This is a genomic window from Ruegeria sp. BHSA163, from assembly GCF_059613365.1.
On sequence record NZ_JBXWSJ010000070.1, the window covers coordinates 1 to 17,701 of the forward strand.

General features: G+C 55.6%; 17 protein-coding genes and 1 pseudogene. 9 read left to right on the forward strand and 9 right to left on the reverse strand.

Translation table 11 applies throughout. From position 1 onward, the window contains the following. Positions 1-319: 319 nt before the first annotated feature. The 5 genes from AC2FNV_RS21075 to AC2FNV_RS21095 are packed head-to-tail and all read right to left on the reverse strand — an operon-like array spanning position 320 to position 6,454. Positions 320-1,033, reverse strand: a complete 714-nt coding sequence (locus AC2FNV_RS21075; protein ID WP_170608725.1) for a FadR/GntR family transcriptional regulator — start codon at positions 1,031-1,033, stop codon at positions 320-322. A gap of 19 nt (positions 1,034-1,052) precedes the next feature. Next, positions 1,053-2,009: an ABC transporter ATP-binding protein gene (locus tag AC2FNV_RS21080; RefSeq protein ID WP_170608701.1), complete on the reverse strand. Its 957-nt coding sequence runs from the start codon at positions 2,007-2,009 to the stop codon at positions 1,053-1,055. Further along, positions 2,009-3,874, reverse strand: coding sequence for a dipeptide/oligopeptide/nickel ABC transporter permease/ATP-binding protein (locus tag AC2FNV_RS21085; RefSeq protein WP_170608702.1), 1,866 nt, complete (start codon positions 3,872-3,874; stop codon positions 2,009-2,011). The genes AC2FNV_RS21080 and AC2FNV_RS21085 overlap by 1 nt, the downstream gene beginning before the upstream one ends. Continuing rightward, positions 3,871-4,818 (reverse strand): ABC transporter permease, encoded by a 948-nt coding sequence (locus AC2FNV_RS21090; RefSeq protein WP_170608703.1) that lies wholly within the window; start codon positions 4,816-4,818, stop codon positions 3,871-3,873. Before AC2FNV_RS21090 ends, AC2FNV_RS21085 begins: the two co-directional genes overlap by 4 nt. A gap of 58 nt (positions 4,819-4,876) precedes the next feature. Next, positions 4,877-6,454 (reverse strand): ABC transporter substrate-binding protein, encoded by a 1,578-nt coding sequence (locus AC2FNV_RS21095; RefSeq protein ID WP_170608704.1) that lies wholly within the window; start codon positions 6,452-6,454, stop codon positions 4,877-4,879. 119 nt (positions 6,455-6,573) lie between these two features. Between AC2FNV_RS21095 and AC2FNV_RS21100 the strand changes: the two genes are divergently transcribed. The 4 genes from AC2FNV_RS21100 (at position 6,574) to AC2FNV_RS21115 (ending at position 9,893) form a co-directional block, all read left to right on the forward strand. Continuing rightward, positions 6,574-7,239, forward strand: a complete 666-nt coding sequence (locus AC2FNV_RS21100) for a DUF1028 domain-containing protein (protein WP_170608705.1) — start codon at positions 6,574-6,576, stop codon at positions 7,237-7,239. Next, positions 7,232-8,473 carry a Zn-dependent hydrolase gene (locus tag AC2FNV_RS21105; RefSeq protein WP_170608706.1) on the forward strand — a complete coding sequence of 414 codons (1,242 nt, stop codon included), beginning with the start codon at positions 7,232-7,234 and terminating at the stop codon, positions 8,471-8,473. The genes AC2FNV_RS21100 and AC2FNV_RS21105 overlap by 8 nt, the downstream gene beginning before the upstream one ends. Before the next feature lie 360 nt (positions 8,474-8,833). Then, positions 8,834-9,139: an SH3 domain-containing protein gene (locus AC2FNV_RS21110; protein ID WP_170482055.1), complete on the forward strand. Its 306-nt coding sequence runs from the start codon at positions 8,834-8,836 to the stop codon at positions 9,137-9,139. 322 nt (positions 9,140-9,461) lie between these two features. Beyond that, complete coding sequence (locus AC2FNV_RS21115) at positions 9,462-9,893, forward strand: adenylate/guanylate cyclase domain-containing protein (RefSeq protein ID WP_170608707.1); 432 nt, start codon at positions 9,462-9,464, stop codon at positions 9,891-9,893. Positions 9,894-10,254: 361 nt separating this feature from the next. Here the strand turns inward: AC2FNV_RS21115 and AC2FNV_RS21120 are convergent, their stop codons facing one another. Then, the gene (locus AC2FNV_RS21120) at positions 10,255-11,106 is read right to left on the reverse strand and encodes an NAD-dependent epimerase/dehydratase family protein (RefSeq protein WP_217362413.1); all 852 of its coding nucleotides are present in this window, start codon (positions 11,104-11,106) and stop codon (positions 10,255-10,257) included. Between the two features lie 212 nt (positions 11,107-11,318). Beyond that, complete coding sequence (locus AC2FNV_RS21125; RefSeq protein ID WP_170608759.1) at positions 11,319-12,089, reverse strand: HpcH/HpaI aldolase family protein; 771 nt, start codon at positions 12,087-12,089, stop codon at positions 11,319-11,321. A 329-nt stretch (positions 12,090-12,418) separates the two neighbouring features. Here AC2FNV_RS21125 and AC2FNV_RS21130 point away from each other — a divergent pair, with 329 nt between their 5' ends. The 3 genes from AC2FNV_RS21130 to AC2FNV_RS21140 all read left to right on the forward strand — a co-directional run bounded on the left by AC2FNV_RS21130 (position 12,419) and on the right by AC2FNV_RS21140 (position 15,614). Further along, positions 12,419-12,877: a hypothetical protein gene (locus tag AC2FNV_RS21130; protein WP_170482836.1), complete on the forward strand. Its 459-nt coding sequence runs from the start codon at positions 12,419-12,421 to the stop codon at positions 12,875-12,877. A gap of 1,724 nt (positions 12,878-14,601) precedes the next feature. Next, a complete protein-coding gene (locus AC2FNV_RS21135; RefSeq protein ID WP_170608879.1) occupies positions 14,602-15,291 on the forward strand; it encodes a hypothetical protein in 690 nt (229 codons plus the stop codon). Positions 15,292-15,365: 74 nt separating this feature from the next. Further along, a complete protein-coding gene (locus tag AC2FNV_RS21140) occupies positions 15,366-15,614 on the forward strand; it encodes a ParB N-terminal domain-containing protein (RefSeq protein WP_170389906.1) in 249 nt (82 codons plus the stop codon). Here the strand turns inward: AC2FNV_RS21140 and AC2FNV_RS21145 are convergent. Together AC2FNV_RS21145 and AC2FNV_RS21150 are read right to left on the reverse strand one after the other, a co-directional pair. After that, positions 15,606-16,619 carry a fatty acid desaturase gene (locus AC2FNV_RS21145; protein ID WP_170482846.1) on the reverse strand — a complete coding sequence of 338 codons (1,014 nt, stop codon included), beginning with the start codon at positions 16,617-16,619 and terminating at the stop codon, positions 15,606-15,608. The genes AC2FNV_RS21140 and AC2FNV_RS21145 overlap by 9 nt on opposite strands. Positions 16,620-16,691: 72 nt before the next feature. Next, positions 16,692-16,898 carry a cold-shock protein gene (locus AC2FNV_RS21150; protein WP_170389902.1) on the reverse strand — a complete coding sequence of 69 codons (207 nt, stop codon included), beginning with the start codon at positions 16,896-16,898 and terminating at the stop codon, positions 16,692-16,694. A 357-nt stretch (positions 16,899-17,255) separates the two neighbouring features. Here AC2FNV_RS21150 and AC2FNV_RS21155 point away from each other — a divergent pair, with 357 nt between their 5' ends. Next, positions 17,256-17,426, forward strand: a complete 171-nt coding sequence (locus AC2FNV_RS21155; protein WP_496774418.1) for a hypothetical protein — start codon at positions 17,256-17,258, stop codon at positions 17,424-17,426. Between the two features lie 183 nt (positions 17,427-17,609). Continuing rightward, a pseudogene (locus AC2FNV_RS21160) lies at positions 17,610-17,701 on the forward strand (IS6 family transposase); the annotation flags it as partial.

Below are 17,701 nucleotides of genomic sequence, written 5' to 3' on the forward strand. Positions count from 1 at the left end.
ATGCATGGGCACAAGAAATCGCAGTTGCAAGTTTCCATGTACTCGCCTTCGATATGCCAGCCAGCCATAATCAATCCTCCCTGAATATTGAGAGTATGTCACAACTTTTGATTTCACGCACCTTTGGCAATCAATGACCGCTAAGTCCGCAAAGCAGTCACACGAGCAAGTAGCGGCGAACGACCGCTTCGAGCCCAAAGCAACGGATGCTGCATTGTCTTTGAGTGGCCGCAATCAGTTTGGAAACGGACGTGCCGGATTGATCTGGTTCACTAGCGAAGAGATCAACGCCTACGGGCGTAATGCAAGGTATTGGCACCTATTCGGAAATAAAACGGCTTTCCATTTCAACCTCCTGTTGACGCATCAATTTCCAGGCAGTTTCCATGTGATCAGCCATGATCGACCGCGCAGTGTCCGCATCCCCATCGCGCAGGGCAATTACGAGCTGCCGTTGGTGATCGCGGCCCTGTTTCCAAAGCTCAATATTCGGAGGCGAATAAAGGCGGCGGTATACAGTCAGGTCTGCCAGCAGGTTCACCATGAAATCGATCACAAAGCCCAACAGTGGGTTCTTCGCCTGTTCAGCAAGAATCGCGTGGAAGCGTAGTGAAGCGACATGCTGTTCGCGTTCTTCGCTCAGTGTTTTGGCGGGTTCCGAGTACTCGGCAATGTTTGCTTCGAGCTGTTCCAAGACATCCTCGGACAAATGGCCCGCCAGCGCCGCCGCCAATTCCGGTTCCAATGTCAGACGCAGTTGGTAGATGTCGCCGATGGTCAGATCCTTGAAGTAGAAATAGTTCGCCAAGAGCGCTTTTGCACGCTGACGGCTGACTTCGTGCACGAAGCTGCCGCCGCCGGGACCGGTGCGGGTTTTAATCAGACCTTGTGCTTCCAGCACACGCATCGCCTCGCGGATGGTGCCCTTGGCCATGCCGAAGCGTTCGATCAGTTCTGCCTCACCCGGCAGCCGGTCCCCGGCTTGCAGCCCCTGTTCAACAACCCAATTCTTGATCGCCTCGGCGACCTGCACGGGGCGGCTGAGTTTAGGTTCAGTCTTCGAGCGGGTGGTGACAGGCGGCAAGTTGGTCGTCTCCCATTGATGTGAGGTCTGGCACGGTGGTGCGGCACATGTCGGATGCTCGAGGACAGCGACCGGCAAAGGCGCAGCCCGGCGGCGGATTCAGGGGATCGGGCAGTTCCGTTCCTTTCTGCTCGGGTGCCGTCAGGGGTTTGCCCACAACTGGCGCACTGTCGGCCAGAAGTTCCGTATAGGGGTGCCGAGGGTTCGCAAAGATCCGCTTTGCGCTGCCAATCTCAACCACCGATCCGAAGTAAAGCACGATGATCCGGTCGCTCACCGCCTCGACTACGGCCAGATCGTGTGTGATGAACACATAGGTCAGTCCGAATTCTGTCTTTAGATCGGCCAGAAGGTTCAGCACCTGCGCCTGAACCGATACGTCCAGCGCCGAAACAGGCTCGTCCAGAATGATGATCCGAGGGTTCGCCGCAAGCGCGCGGGCAATGCCGATCCGCTGGGCCTGTCCGCCTGAAAACTCGTGTGGATAGCGGTCGAGGAACTCTTCGCGCAGGTTTACGCTGGTGAAAATCTCGCTGATGCGCCTGTCGCGCTCAGGCGTTGCCATCCCATGGAGCCGCTTGAGCGGTGCTTCCATCACCTGGCGAATGGTCTTGCGCGGGTTGAGCGAGCTTTGCGGGTCCTGGAAGACGTATTGGATCAGCTTGCCAAACTCCGCCGGGTTTGCGTTGTCGAGAGCACGACCTTCGATTTGGATCGCACCTTCCGAAGGCTCCAGCAGCCCCACCAGCATCCGAGCGAGCGTAGACTTGCCGCAGCCGGATTCACCTACGACACCGAGCGTCTCGCCTTGCGCCACTTCAAAACTCATAGGCCGCACGGCCCGCACGCCGGGAGGGGCCTGGCTGAAGAGCGGTTTCCTCAACGGGAACGTCTTGGCGAGGTTGTCGACCTTCAGAGCGGGCATTAAACGGCCTCCTCGGGATAGAGGCAACGCACGGCGCGGGGCGCTTGTCCTTCGAGAGCAACGTCGCTCGCACAGCAGTTCTCCTGCGCCTTGTCGCAGCGGGGCGCAAAAGCACATCCTTTCGGCAGGTTGTCGACAACCGGCGGCAGGCCGGGGATGGCGGCCAATTCGCGCTGTCCGCCGCCCAATTCGGGGACACAGGCGATCAGCCGCTTGGTGTAGGGATGCGCCGGAGCATCCAGCACCGCCGTGGTTGGGCCTTCCTCGACGATCCGACCCGCGTACATAACCGCCACCCGATCACAAAGCTGTGCGACGACGCCAAAGTCATGGGTGATGAAGATGATCGCCAATCCTCGGTCACGGCGGAGATCGTCCAGAAGCGACAGGATCTGCGCTTGTACGGTCACATCCAGCGCGGTCGTTGGCTCGTCGGCGATGATCACATCTGGCTCATTGGCCAATGCCATCGCGATACCAACCCGCTGGCGCATGCCGCCGGACATTTCATGCGGATAGTTGTCGACGCGGGCTTCAGCATTGGGAATGCGCACGTCTTTCAAGAGCTGGACGGCGCGCGCGCGGGCTTCGGCAGTGCTGATCTGGTGGTGCGACTGGATCGCCTCGGCCAATTGATTGCCGATGCGATAGAGCGGGTGCAGGGTGGAAAGCGGATCCTGGAATATATAGGCCACCCGGTCACCGCGCTTTTGGCGGAGCGTCTCGTATGGTGCGCCAATCAGGTCTTCACCCTGGAACCGCACCGCGCCCCCGGTGATCACACCAGGGGGCGAGGCGACGAGGCCCATGATCGAAAGCGCCGTCACGGATTTGCCCGAGCCGCTTTCGCCGATCACGCCTAGGCATTCACCTGGCTTCACGGCCAGCGATACGCCACCCACTGCCCGGTAGATGCGGTCACCAACATGGAACTGGGTTTCGAGATCCTGGATGGCCAAGAGGTCGTCGGTTTTCTCTGGGATGTCACCCCGTCGATCCACAAGGGTCGTCGCCTTGGGGCGCGATAGGGCGCCCGAACGTAATCGTGGGTCAAGTGCGTCGCGCACCCCGTCGCCCAACAAGTTAATGGACATGACGATAAGGAAGATCATCACCCCGGGAACAACCGACGTATGCGGGTTTGAGATCATCGCGGAGCGCGCCTCACCCAGCATCGAGCCAAGGTCGGCTTGTGGCGGCTGCGATCCGAGGCCAAGGAAGCTGAGGCCTGCGGTCTCAAGGATCATCCAGCCCACGGTCGTCGACATGGCGATCACGATGACCGGCAGGACATTGGGCAAAAGCTCTGTCAGGATGATCCGCGTGTGTCCCATGCCCGCGAGCCGCGCGGCATCGATAAACTCCCGACCTGCGAGGCCGACGGTGATGCCGCGAATATTCCGGGCGAAGAAGGGGACGTTGACGGCGGCAACCGCTATGAGCGCGTTCATCAGCCCTGGACCAAGGGCGGCTACGATGGCCAGCGCCAGCAGGATATAAGGAAAGGCCATCAGCATATCGACGCCGCGCATGATGATATTGTCGGTGCGCCCACCGAAATACCCCGCGAATATCCCGATGGCCGAGCCAATGGTGGCGGCGATCAAGGCAGCAGCAACACCAATGGCGAGCGATAGGCGTGTGCCGTGCAGTAGGCGGCTCAGAAGGTCGCGGCCGAGGTGGTCGGTGCCCAGCAAGTGGCCTTCGGTGAAGGGGCGCTTGAACCGGTCCGCCGTAGCGGTTGCGTCGGGGTCTTGCAAGGGGAGGAGCGGTGTGATGAGCACCAGAAGCAGGATCGCGCCCAGCACAATCGCCCCCAGCGCCGCAAGGCGGTTGCGGAACAGGAGCTTTAGGAAGAGGTTCACGTCTTGATCCTCGGATCAAGCAAGCTTTGCGCAACGTCCACGGCGATGTTGAACATAACGTAGCAAGCGGCCACGAAGACGACCCCGCCCTGCACCAGCAGAAGGTCCCGCTTCAGAATCGCGTCGACCAGCATTCGACCGACGCCCGGCCATTGGAAGACGATCTCGATATAGACCGCGCCCGACAAAACGAAGCCCGCCTGGATGCCGAGGACCGGGATGATCGACACCATGGCGGCACGCAGCGCGTGCCCCATGATCACCTGCCGCTCGGGCACACCTTTGGCTCTTGCGGTGCGGATGAAGTCCTGGCGCAGCACTTCCAGCATCGCCGAGCGCGCGAGCCGGGCAATGACGCCAGTGGCTACTGCTGCAAGCGCCAATGCGGGCATTGTCAGATGTTTGAGAAGATCGGGCAGATCTCCACCGCCATAGATCGCATACATGCCTGAAACTGGCAGCCAGCGGAGGTTCACCGCGAACAACAAAATCATCATCATGCCGAGGAAAAAGGACGGCACCGAGATGCCAATGAGCACGATGAATGTGATTGCCTTGTCAGCTAGCCCATACTGGCGCGCTGCCGAGATAACGCCCGCCAGGATGCCGAGTACAGAACACAGTAGAAATGCCGTGCCGGCAAGGATCAAGGTGGCGTTGAAGCGCTCGAGCACCTCGTCGATCACCGGACGGTTGAGCGAGAAAGACCGCCCGAAATCGCCGGTCAACATGTTGCCGAGCCAGATGAAATACCGCTGGACCATGGGCTTATCCAGGCCGAGGTCGCGGTTCAGCTTTTCAACGTTTTCGGGCGTGGCATAGGAACCTAGGATCGCTGTGGCCGGATCGCCCGGGATAAGCGACATGATAAGGAAGACAATGATCGTAATGCCCAGAAGAACCGGGACCGCCGAGATCAGTCGTTTGAGGATATAGCCGCCCATCGTTTCCCTCGGCGAGGTTCGGCCCGGGGCCGCCAGAGCGGCCCCGGATGTGTCGGGTTCAGTTCTTCACAACGCCTTGCAGGTGCAACAGGAACGATGGCTCAAGACCAAAGTTCTCGACCCGGTCATTGGTCACCGCGTTCTGCTTCCAGTTGGCGACAAAGACCCAGGGTGCGTCCTCCTGCACGATCTCCTGCATTTCACGGTAAAGCCGTGCGCGCTCATCCTGATCGGTCGCCGTGCGGGCCGCTTCCAAAAGCTCGTCCACTTTCGGATTGGCGTAGTAGCCCGAGTTGAAACCGCCCTTGTCGGGCCACGCCTCAGAGCGCAATGCCAGATACGGCAGCGTATCGGGGTCGTTGGTCATCCAGGCCATCTCGGCCATGTCTGCCTTGCCCTCCAATCCGGGATTCACTTCGCCCAGGAAGGTGTTCCACTCGTAGGTTTCGATCTTGACGTCAAATCCCACGGCCTCGAGGTCAGCCTGAATGGCGGTACCCATCGGGACCGGGTCGAGCATGCCCGAACCACCCTCGGTGACATAAAAGGTCAGCGTTGCCCCATCGGCCCCGGCTTCAGCGATCAGTGCTTTGGCCTTCTCCGGATCATACGGATAAGGATTGAGCGCTTCGTTATAGGCCCAAGCAAATGCGGGCGGAGTCGGACCGGCGGCCACAGTTGCAGTGCCCTCAAGCACGTCGTTCACGATCGCTTCCTTGTTGATCGCGTAATTTGCGGCCTGGCGAACGCGCTTGTCAGCAAAAGGGCCTTCCTTCGCGTTCAGGATCAGGAACCAGACATGCGGCCCGGCTTGTTCCGCCACGCTGAAGCCGTCGCCCGCGAACTGGCCGAGCGACGTGGGCGGCACTTCGACCATCAGGTCGATACCACCGGCCAGCATTTCGGCCACGCGAGTGTTGGCGTCGGTAATTGGGCGGAAAACGACGGCGTCTGTACCGGCAGCCTCGCCCCAATAGTCGTCATGACGCTCGACAACCACAGCTTCGTTCGAACGCCACTCGGCGAACTTGAACGGTCCGGTGCCGACGGGGTTGCGGCCGAACTCTTTGCCATTCGCCTCGACGGCGGCGGGCGACACCATCAGGCCGGTGGGATATGCGAGGTTCGACAGGAACGGCGCATAAGGCGCGTTCAGTGTGAACTTCACCGTCATGTCGTCAACGACCTCGGTCGATTCCACTGCGCCGAAGAAGAAGGACAGCGGGAAAGGTCCGGTGTCGTGGTAAGGGTGATTCTCGTCCAGCATCCGGTCGAAGTTGAACTTCACGGCCGCGGCGTTGAAAGGCGTGCCGTCGTGGAACGTCACACCGTCGCGCAGGGTAAAGGTATATTCGGTGCCGTCCTCGCTAATCGCCCAATCGGTGGCGAGCGCCGGCTCGACCTCCAGCGTGCCTGACTTGTAGCGGGTCAAGCCCTCGTAAATATTCACGAGTATGCGGAAATCGTTCACCGCGGTCACTGCGGCCGGGTCGAGCGATTTCGGTTCGGCAATCTGCCCGACGATCAAAACTCCAGGCGGAGTTTGCGCGCCGGCCGATCCACCTAGACCGCCAACTAAAAGGGCGGCCCCAGCCGCCGCGACCAGGCCCCTTCGGATCCAGGAAAGTAGCGTCATTTTTCGTTCTCCCTGTTGGATTTTCTAGCCAAAATTTATCATGATAAATTGCCTTGGTCAATTTTTCATGATAAATTGTACTTCATGACAAACGTTCGAGCCTCATTTTTGAGCGCGCAATGACATTTTCTGTGCTTGCCCGCGATAACGAGACCGGTGCGATTGGCGGCGCAGCGGCTACCGGGTCGCTTTGTGTTGGCGGCTGGGTACTGCGAGGCAACCTGAAAGCGGGCATGTCTGCAAGCCAGGGCGCTGCTCCTTCGACACTCTGGGGCGAGGACATACTCGCCGCGATGCAGTCCGGACTTACCGCGGCCGAAGCTGTCAAAACGATTACTTCGGCGGACCGTGGCCGGGCACATCGGCAACTTGCTGCAGTTGATCTTTCTGGAAACGCGGCGGCGTTTACGGGCGATAAGAACGAGGATGTCAAAGGCAGCTTGATGTTCCCCAGCGGCGTAGCCTCGGGAAACATGTTGGGGAGTGAAGCCGTGTTGAGTGCCATGGCGGAAGCCGCCGCCAAACAGGTCCAGGGCTTCGAGATGCGCCTCTTGGAGGCACTGAAAGCAGCGCATGATGCGGGCAGCGACTTTCGTGGCCTCCTTTCAGCGGCCTTGCTGATCCTCCACCCTGATCGTCCGCCGTTGACGCTGAGGATCGACTACCACGCCGATGACCCGATTGGCGCGCTGGAACATCTCTACCTGAAGACCACCTCCGGAGATTACGCCGAATGGGCGCAACAAGTTCCCGTAGCATCCGACAAGGAGCGCGTCCTTGACTGACTGGGGTGCGCGTGCCGAAAGACTGCTGAACGACTTGTCGACCTGCTCTGAGCCGGGTCCGGGTGTGACACGGCTGCCCTTCACGCCGGAACACCGGGCGGCGATTGACCTGCTTCAGACGCAAATGGAAACGCTGGGCCTGACAGTCACGCTTGATCATGCCGGAACCCTCATTGGCCGAATTGAGGGGCCGCTGGGATCGAAGACGCTGCTTATGGGGTCGCATCAGGACACGGTGCGAGAAGGCGGCGCATATGACGGGATCATGGGAGTCGTTCTGCCGCTCATGGCATTGGAAAAGCTCCGGTCAGACGGCATTGAGTTGCCATTTTCTGTTGAGGTGTTGGCCTTTGCCGACGAAGAAGGCGTACGGTTTCCGACGGCCCTGATCGGTTCCCGCGCGCTGGCGGGGACATTCGATCCCTCAGTGTTGTTCATGGTGGATTCTCAAGGCATCACGCTCAGTGAAGCAATGGTGGCATTCGGTCTCGATCCTGACCGGATCGGCACCCTGGCACGCAACTTGAATGACGTGATCGGGTTTGTCGAAACGCACATTGAACAGGGCCCGGTGCTTGAACAGGAAGGCGAGGCTCTTGGTTTCGTCACCGCAATTTGCGGCATTGAGCGGCATCAGATCGAAGTGATCGGCGAAACTGGCCACGCCGGCACGCTGCCCATGTCCGGGCGGCGCGACGCGCTTGTGGGTGCGGCAGCCATTGTCACCGAGGTTGACCGGCTGGGGCGAACCACCCCAGACCTTCGCGCGACTGTTGGTGCTCTTGACGTCGTGCCGAACGTCGTCAACGCGGTACCTCGCCGCGTCAGGATGACTGCCGAATTCCGTTCCCCTGATGACCAGACACGCTGCGATGCTGGAAGATCGCTACATAGCTATGTCCGGGAGTTGGCGTTGCGGCGAAACCTCACAATCAAGGTGCAAAAAACCTACTCGCAGGTGGCACAGCCGTGTGACGTTGATTTGTCCACGCGTCTCACCCGGTCAGCAACAAGTATGGGAGCGGAGGGTCTGGCCTTGCCATCGGGCGCGACACACGATGCATCTGCGATGGCAGACCTGTGCCCAATCGCCATGCTGTTCGTGCGTTGCCGCGACGGGGTCAGCCATAAACCGGAGGAATTCGCTTCATCACATGACATGGGTTTGGCTATTTCCGCTCTTGCAGAATACTTGGCGTCAATAGATCGCCAGACAATCCAGGCGGACGATTGAATGAAGTTCTCTACTCACCTCGTGGCGCAATCAAATCGGCCGTCAGTTTGCGGCGGCCGCGCAAGGCCCTGAATGGCGGGAACGCACATCTCTCCGGGCATCTGAACAAGCCACTCTTATGGCAGCTTCGTCCGCGTAGCGGTCGTTGGCTGGACGATCGGTCAAAGGCTGCTTTGTCCGCAAAGCGGAAGCTCTCGCCGACTGCAGCGAATGACCTTGTCGAGCTCAAATTAGACCTTCGGCATAATTAAGAATTTTAGTTCAATGTCGGTTTAAACGTGCACATTCTTAGGTCAGGGAGTTTCGCTTGATGATCAAAGACGCTAGGATTGTAGTTGAGGCAACAGGCAGGTTAACGTTATGCGCAGTGCAATATTCTTGCCCTTGGTGGTATTTTTCCTAAGCGCCATTGTCTTAGCTCAATCCGCGACTGCAGCTTCTCTTGGGCGATACGAGGTTTTTGGCGTTGAAGACGGAGACATGCTGAAATTGCGAGCAGGACCGGGAATAGGTTTCAACGTGATAGTGGGCCTTCCAAATGGAACCGCTTTACGAGTTCACAGTTGCGAGCAGACCGGCGGCACCCGTTGGTGCCGCGTATCCTTGCAACGTGCGCGTGGTCTGAAGGGATTTGTCTCTTGGGCATATTTGCGAAAAATTCGATAATAGGACTGCGGCGACACCACCTAAAACGCCCGGTTTTTGTCAGCAGAAGCTAAAATGAGTTGATAACGGAGTTTTTCTAGTCTCAGCCAATACTCTACGCATAGTAGTCTTTCAACCAAATGGCAGCGAATAGCTACATCGAACACAAAGTGAACCTTGAAAAGCCAGTTGATTCGTCAACGTACAGGACTGCCGAACTGTTTCCCTTCCGGTGGTTTGCAAAGTCCAACAAGATCGGCCATAAATTTTTGTGAACGTTAGCACATGCAACTACAGCGCGCCAAAACAACACGCCGCAGCTTATGCGATCTGGAGATAAATTTTGGAACGTAGGCTAGCAGTGATAGTGGCCGCCGATTTTGTGGGTTTTTCGCGAATGATGGGCGAAGATGAAGCAGACACTGTCAATGCAGTGCGAAAACTGCGTTCTGAAACCTTCGATCCCATTCTCGCGGAATATGGCGGCGCAATCCTCAAATCGATGGGGGACGGATGGCTTATGGAGTTTTCAAGCGCGGCTGGTGCAGTAAATGCGTCCATGCAAATTCAGGATCGTATGCCGAGGCACACGCCAATCGCCTTGCGCATAGGAGTAAATATCGGCGATATCACAAAAACAGAAGAAGACATCTACGGGGATGGGATCAACATCGCGTCTCGTTTGGGGTGGCCGCGATACTCAAGACAGACAAAGCCGCTCGTGCAGCGGCCTCGGAGGCATCAGGATCCATGCTTTGAGCAACGGGTGGACTAGTTGAATTTGCAGTTAAAAATGCCGCGAAAACTAAGATTCGTCTCAATGTACAGGCTCATTTGCCAGAAAAAATGGAAGACTAAGCGATGTCCCATTAACTTAGCATGGCACGGATAAGAATGCCGCGCCTTTTGCCATATATGTTTTGCTGTCAATCAATTTGATCTCGATTGTGACGCTCTAAAGACACCCGTTCGAGTTTTGTCGGTTGATGAGCCGATTTCACCGATCGATGGTACCGAAGCGAACGACAGCTTTGTCCGCAGACCAGACGTTCGGCTAACCACTTAACGCGGCGCTGCAGCGAATGACCGCTCTGAGCCCCACTCGACGGTTGCCGCGTCGTCATCATTTGTCGGCTTTAGGCGAATGGTATCGGAAAAGTCGAAAACGCGTCATCCTGAGGTGCGTATCCAAGCACTCTACAGGTTTCGGTCAAATCAAGTCGCTTAAACCGATTGTTAGAGATGCCGTGCGCGATAAAACTCCCGTCGATCTCTGCTTGGACTGCGCGATCAATCAGGTGCGTCGCATCGCGATGACTAAGCCACGCGCTTAGGTCACGCATGGTTTCAAGTGGCGGGCCGTCCGCAGGTTCGAACGCCCCTATTCGCAAGGAGACGCAGGACATGCCGTGCTGCGTCGCATAAAACGAACACAAGGCTTCCCCATAGCACTTTGAGACGCCGTAGAGATTGGCCGGGGCAACAGCCATTCCCGGAACGATTTGCCGGTCTACGGGGTATCCTTCGATGGTTTGCGCGCTGCTCGCGAAGACGAAGCGGCGGACGTTTGCCTGACGAGCAGCTTCGATCAAATGGGTTGTCGCCAATATGTTGGCAGGCAGCACTTCGTCAATTTCTGCATTCGGGTCGGGTACGCCTGCGAGATGTACAACGGTATCCACTCCTTGACATAAAACCGCTGCAGCATTTGCATCCGAGAGATCAGATCGCACGAAATGATGCTGACCTGAAACAGGGTACGTGGGCTCATTCAAATCGGTCAGCACAAACTGATACCGCTCTTGATATGCGGCAAAAAATGCCCTCCCAATCCGACCCGACGAACCAGTTACAAGCACCTTCAGCATGGTCTGTCCCCCAATCTCTGCGACACGGTGGTTAGCCCTAAAGTGACTGTAAGCAAAAGGAAAGCAGACATTCAGTTCAGTCTGCTTTTCGGTAACTTTGTCCGCGAAGCGGTCGTCCATGCGGAACAATCGCACCGCGCTGTGGCTAACAGCAGGTTTGTCCGCAAGGCAGACGTTGACGGAATTTTGCCGAATGACCGCACCGAGCCCGAAGCCGTCGTTCGATTTCAATTAAACTGGCGTACTTTCTACGAAACAGCCAGACACAATGACCGCATGAGCGAACGTGCGGTCTTTGCTTGTATCAGATCCGAAAGCTCAATGCGCCCACGTTACTTCATATCCTCATACTCCGATAGACGAGCTATCACAACGCGGCGAAGTGCGGTCATATCGATGTCGATTGCGGTGAATACGCTGCCTGCGTCGAAAACGAGGCCCAACAGTTCCGGATCCGAGGAAAGAAATCCGGCGGGTTTGCCAAGGGCACGCACGCGGTGAATGGTGTTGACGATCGCCTCTTTGACATCGGGGTGTTTCAAATCTCCGGGGCGCCCTAGGCTGGCGGCCAGATCCGCTGGGCCGACGAAGACGGCATCAATGCCGTCTGTGGTGGCAATCTCTTCAAGATTGTTCATGGCTTCTCGCGTTTCAATCTGAACAATCAGGCAAATCTCTTCGCGTGCTTTAGTGAAGTAATCGGGGATTGCAGCAAATCTGTTTGCGCGTGTACCCCCGGCAACCCCGCGCAAACCGGCGGGCGGATAGGTGACTGCCGCCGCTGCAAGCCGCGCCTCTTCTCCGTTCTGCACATATGGCACAAGAATCGTCTGTGCGCCGATATCCAGCATTTTCTTGATCTCAGCGACGTCGAGGCTTTTCACCCGTACAACCGGTTCCACCGGATAGGCTGACATGGCATGCAACCCGTGCAGAACTTCCTGAACATCGCGCGGAGAATGTTCGCAATCGAGTACGATCCAGTCATAGCCGCACCCGGCCAGCATTTCACTCATGGCGGGGTCGCGGATCGAACTCCACAAACCCAGTTGCTGGTTACCTTGCAGGATGGCTTCTTTGAAATGGTTCTTTGGCAAGTCCATTGAGGGTTCCTTTTCAATTTACTGCTATGAGCAGGTCTTGCACGGTATACGCCAGATTTTTCCCAGTCTGCTATACACCTTAAAGCGGACATTCGACAAAAGCGCTCAGATGACCGCCTTGAGCCCTTTGCAGACTTCTTGCCGCAACCCAGTTGCTGCAACCGCATCAGGCCGCTCCCAGCCCAAAGCGGACCTTCATCACGAAGCTATGCAATCTCTGAGATGCGGGACGAAGCTGACTTTTCAGGTTCGGCTTTGCGTTCCTTTCCTAGCAATAAATTTCGTAGGCTCTATCATGCTGGCTTTGCCCCACTGTCGAAGGAAACAACATGTTGCGTTCAATGCTAATCCCCGCAGTTCTCATTGCACCTCATTGCCTGACTGCTGCAGAGAAAGTGTCGGCAACGAACTTCTATGTTGTCAACCAAGAGCAAATTTCCGCGGGCGAGGACGTGTTCTGGAAAGAGGACAACTATGGGACTTATACCGTTGACGAGGGACCAATCGATCCTGGTTTTGTCCGGTGCGTGGGCTCGGGTTTCGGCGGACCCAGCGGTGTCAGCGGCGGTGGCGTCTGTGTCTATGGTGAAGAAGAGGACACGTTCACCATGAGATGGAAGGTTGTTGCCTTCGGCGTCAACAACTGGCGGATAGTTTCCTCTACCGGCAAATATTCGGGGATGACTGGAAGTGGAACGACCAAAACACGTGTGGCGTCAAAATTCCTGGCGCTACCGCATCGTATTTCTGACTGGGAAGGCGAGGTTGCCTTGCCCGCTAGGGATTGAAACTCGAACTGAAAAGGTCGGGGATGATGCTGGTTCGAAAGGTTGGCAAAGCCCGCATTGGGTTCGTTGTCGCCTTTCGCTACTTTTCACATTAATGACCGGTGGCAGCCCAAAACGGACATTCGCAATTAGACTTTGCAATTCCCGAGAAGCGTAACAGATCAACCATTTGCTCGCGCCGCGAGTGCTTGCGCAGCATCAGTTCACAGGAGCGGCACGAATGTCGATGCGTTGCTGCTGATGACGTCAGGCCAGTCATTCATAGCCACGAGGAAACCTTGATCACGTACCGCTCTTTCGCCACACTCAGGCTCGACAAGAGAGACGCGGTCTTAAGCTGCCATTCGCTGCTGGTCCGCCCCCAAATCCCTACAACAACAGATTAATGCCAAGTAACTTCTTTCGGCGGTTCACTAGGCTACTTGGTCACGTGCTTGTTTCACAACCACCTGCCTTAGCAGTACTAGCGTTGCGACGAGGGAAACTTCCTTGACTCTATTCTGGCTAAGGACCACAAACGTGCATTGGTAAAAATTACTCGTCGCCGCGATGCTGCCGGCTTCGATGATCCGATGGCCTTCAGACTAACTGTAGCATGTGCCCCAGCATAGGAACGGGTTTCGCTGGGGTCTTCGCGATGAGCTCGTTCCTCGCAAGCATTCGCAACTGTCACCTGACATACTCCAGTCATCGCGTGACCCATCAATGGAGGCGCCGTATGAACAGAACATGGCTTATAAATCGCGTGCTCGATGCCGGATAGATCAGGTCTCAGGCTCCGTTTCAATCGGTCACTCATCGTGTTTACGCACTGCATTCTTTGTTTGATCCCGACACTCTTGGTGTTGCTCTCAGGAACCCAGCTTCCTGCCCAGGTCGCAGGAAATGCCGGCGGATTGGTTTGTGACGAAGGTTTCGAAAACAAGAACGGATCCTGCCAAAGAACAGACTTACCAGAAAACGCATATTTGACGGGTAGCTCCTATGGCAGCGGTTGGGAATGCAATCACGGTTTTCAGAATGTCGGAGAAATCTGTGAGGAAATAATAGTTCCAAAAAATGCCTATCTTGCCTCAACCGGAGATCAGTGGAAGTGCAATCGGCTGTTCCAGCGTGTCGGAGAAGAATGCGAAGAACTAATTGCACCTGAAAATGGATATGTCGAAACCCGGTTTGGCGCGCAAGAAATACACTGCAACTGGGGATTTCGTAAGGAGAACCAGGATTGTGTTGCAATAGAAGTCCCAAAAAACGGTCGTCTGAGCGACAAAAGAAGCTCGGATGGATGGGTATGCTTCAGAGGTTACAGGGCAGCGGAGAGCGGCTGTGAGCCTGTGGCGGTTCCACAGCATGCATATCTTGCACCTGAAACTTATTCCGGGTGGAAATGCGAGCGTGGCTTTCGCGCAAACCGCGACAGGTGCGTTGCCGTCCTTGTCCCTTCAAACGCTCATTTGAATCGAAGAGGTGATGGTTGGGAATGCAATCAGCCGTTCACGAGACAGAACGATAAGTGCACCGAAAATGTGCCGTAACAACCGGTTGATGGAAACCAATACCGCCTGACAAACCCGGAAGGACCAAGCCGTGAACCATAACTCGATTGACAAAAATTTGGGCAAAATGCTCAAAGCCGAAAAGGCTCATCGCAGGTCCAACAGGGTTAAGATGTTTATCGTGATAGCGGTGTTTGTTGCGGCGATAGTTGTAGTGGTGTTTCTCTGATGCGTAAAAATGCCCCTCAAGTAACCCTCCCTGACTCAAAGATGTCAGCTCGTGGCCTGGAACAAAGAGTATTTCAGGACCGCAGTGTTCGTAAGTCGCGCAACGCTGACGTATCAGGAGTGATTGAGGAAGAATTTGGAAAGTACTTGATTAAGGCTGGCGTTCTGAGCGGTAACAGTGTTGCACGGGCATTTCCCAAGCCGCCGGCTAAAACGCAGGCAATGATTGCCGATGCAGTTGGAGAAACACCAGCATTGGCCATTGAAGCCTTAAAAGATATTCTCGAAGAACGAGACAGAAAACGTAGCGGTCAACGCCGTTTGGAGGGAAACTCCGGCTCCCTCGTTCCCAGCGAAAGAGAATATGCCGAGGCATTGCGCCAAATCAGGCTGAGCCCTGCGCAGGTTACAATGCTCAAAGCACTTACAATCGCCGGCAAGGAAGGTCTGACCATTGGTCATTTGTCTCAGGCGGCCGGGTACAAATCGCGAGAGGCGTCCATCAAGTTCTTCAAGAAAATCGGAATATTGATCGCCGAATATCTGGAACTCGAACTTCCCGAAGCCGGATCAGCACAGAATGATGGCGCCGCTCAGGTTCTGGCGTTTTCTCACGTCGAAAGTGACAATGAACCAGCAACTTGGATCATGCATCAGGAATTGCGCGATGCTGTTCGTTCGGTTCTATGACGCAAGTTCCAGCGCCTGCTTTTGAAGCGAACTACGAACCCGAACAAATGCACGAAAGGTTGCTTGCGTAGCTTATGTTGGAAAAAAGAATATATCCGCTCGAATTGATCTATGTACCTGTAAAACGTGCCAAAACACTTGATCAGCAAAAAGTTCTGACGCTGGCCGAAGATATCCTGAAGAACGGCCAGAAGACCCCGATTCAGATACGCACGGACAACAAGAGGTTCGTGCTGATTGAAGGTCTTCACCGATTAGAGGCCATTCGCGCCTTGGGTGGTGATACGGTCGAAGCCTATCTGGTACGCGCCAGACTACACTAAATACCTATTGGAATTGGCGCTCGACAAAGCCTCGGAAAATGTCAGCAGGCGGTGACTTTTTTCATCCCAAAGATGCAATCGTGCACAATGCAGGCTCTCATATAGAGAAATACGCTGGCAGTTTTCCAACTCAGAATGGTCACGCAAAACCTCGTTTAACCGATAGAACGGTATGCGGCTGGCGAGGTGGTGAACATGGTGCACACCAATGTTGCCAGAGAACCACCGCAGGATGCCTGGCAGGGCATAGTGAGAACTGCCATAGAACGCGGCGCTCTGAAGATTCCAGCTCTCTTCCCGATCCCAAGTCGTGTGTTCGAACTGGTGTTGAATGTAGAAAAGCCAAATACCAATGGATGATGCGACAATCACGGTTGGCAGGAAAACACACGCCAACACCTCAAAGCCTCCGGCCCATAAAATCAGAGCCAATAACCCTGCAATTGCGGCGTTTGTTCCCATCGCACTTGCCCAGTACAGCCAGCCCGACCGCATGAAACCAACAGGTAAGCGGTATTGAATAAAGAACGTATAGATCGGCGCAACACCGAACAGGACGACTGGGTTCCGGGTCAGACGATACGCGGCACGCCCGAACCAATTCCGTTTCAGGTATTCCTCAATGGTCAATGTGGGGATGTCACCCATACCACGCCGATCAAGGTTTCCGGTTGAGGCATGGTGAATCGCATGGCTTTGCCGCCAAACGTCATAGGGTGTCACGGTAAGAACACCTAGAACCCGGCCGGTCCAATTGCATGCGTTGCGGTTTCTGAAGAAAGATCCATGACCACAATCATGCATAATGATGAAGATACGGACCAGAAATGCGGCATTCAGGACGGCCAGCAATATTGCGATCCAGACGCTAAATGATAACGCAAACCACGCTAGAGCCCATAGAGCGAATAAGGGGACAACGGTGATCGCAATTTCACAAATACTGCGCTTCGCATTAGGCACACGGTATTGCGCGAGCGCCCGCGTCCAGTCTTTTGGTTGCAACTTATTTGTTCTCCAACGGCTTTTAGTCGCCTATTGTGCAAACGGGCACCCAGAAAGGGTGCCCGTAAAAGGTCAGGCGAGTGCCAGATTGGCGGCGCTTTCGCGACCGTCACGGCCAGCTTCGACGTCAAAAGTAATCTTCTGACCGTCTTTCAATTCGCTAAGGCCGGAACGTTCGACTGCTGAGATATGTACGAATACGTCGCGCTTGCCATCTTCAGGTTCGATGAAGCCAAAACCTTTGGTTGAGTTGAACCATTTTACTGTACCATTTGCCATGGTGGAGGTCTCCTAATACTTGCCGCCCGCATCATTGCGGCGACTCGGCGTAGTCGGTCTGAATCGAAAGACTGAACGCCGAATTGGGGAGACAGCAGGTCGAAAAAGAAAAACGTAAGCCCTGTGTATATGGACTTCGAGTACGCACGATACAAGCCTTGATGCAGGGGAGGGTAACAGAGAAATCGAGCCTGTCTGGCTTGGAACCTAGCAAGTTGAGATGACGCCGAATCTCTGCGATCCAAATTCGAAGGCGTCTTGGGTAGGCGGCACAGAAGATCAATGACCGCTTTTGAGAATCTATCCTACTACATCCGAGACAGCGATAAGCGTCAGTTTTGATGCCGTAGCGAGACTTTGCAAAGTTTGCTTTCTGCTCTTTTGCTGACATTCGGATCTGACCAGATTGCAGGTGCGGCGAATGACGGCTTTGTCCGCGTAGCAGACATTGAGCGGAATTCTCCGAACGTCTACATCGAGCCCAATGCGGTCGTTCCGGGAAACAATGTATTCGATACCGATCCTTGACCGGGCCCGCTTACTTGCAGGATGCTTGCGCGGAGAAGGGGGCGACAAATTGGAAGCGTGTCTCAGTCGTTCGGGATACCGATTGCAGCCGAGCATAGTATCGGATCGAAAAGATGTGGCCGAATAGGTCTTGTCAGAAGAACTTTGCTTGAGCAGGGCAGGGCGGTTGCGTAGCGTTTGGGAATGACCAAGCCTGCCAATTTCAAATACTTCAAAACCAGCCCTGAGATTATCCGCCTGGCAGTGATGCTGTACATTCGGTTCCCGCTCTCGCT

Bases quoted from the DNA above. Each gene is read 5' to 3' on its own strand.
- AC2FNV_RS21080 (WP_170608701.1), bottom strand. From the start codon at position 2,009: ATGCCCGCTCTGAAGGTCGACAACCTCGCCAAGACGTTCCCGTTGAGG.
- AC2FNV_RS21090 (WP_170608703.1), bottom strand. From the start codon at position 4,818: ATGGGCGGCTATATCCTCAAACGACTGATCTCGGCGGTCCCGGTTCTT.
- AC2FNV_RS21095 (WP_170608704.1), bottom strand. From the start codon at position 6,454: ATGACGCTACTTTCCTGGATCCGAAGGGGCCTGGTCGCGGCGGCTGGG.
- AC2FNV_RS21100 (WP_170608705.1), top strand. From the start codon at position 6,574: ATGACATTTTCTGTGCTTGCCCGCGATAACGAGACCGGTGCGATTGGC.
- AC2FNV_RS21110 (WP_170482055.1), top strand. From the start codon at position 8,834: ATGCGCAGTGCAATATTCTTGCCCTTGGTGGTATTTTTCCTAAGCGCC.
- AC2FNV_RS21120 (WP_217362413.1), bottom strand. From the start codon at position 11,106: ATGGACGACCGCTTCGCGGACAAAGTTACCGAAAAGCAGACTGAACTG.
- AC2FNV_RS21125 (WP_170608759.1), bottom strand. From the start codon at position 12,089: ATGGACTTGCCAAAGAACCATTTCAAAGAAGCCATCCTGCAAGGTAAC.
- AC2FNV_RS21130 (WP_170482836.1), top strand. From the start codon at position 12,419: ATGTTGCGTTCAATGCTAATCCCCGCAGTTCTCATTGCACCTCATTGC.
- AC2FNV_RS21135 (WP_170608879.1), top strand. From the start codon at position 14,602: ATGCGTAAAAATGCCCCTCAAGTAACCCTCCCTGACTCAAAGATGTCA.
- AC2FNV_RS21140 (WP_170389906.1), top strand. From the start codon at position 15,366: ATGTTGGAAAAAAGAATATATCCGCTCGAATTGATCTATGTACCTGTA.
- AC2FNV_RS21150 (WP_170389902.1), bottom strand. From the start codon at position 16,898: ATGGCAAATGGTACAGTAAAATGGTTCAACTCAACCAAAGGTTTTGGC.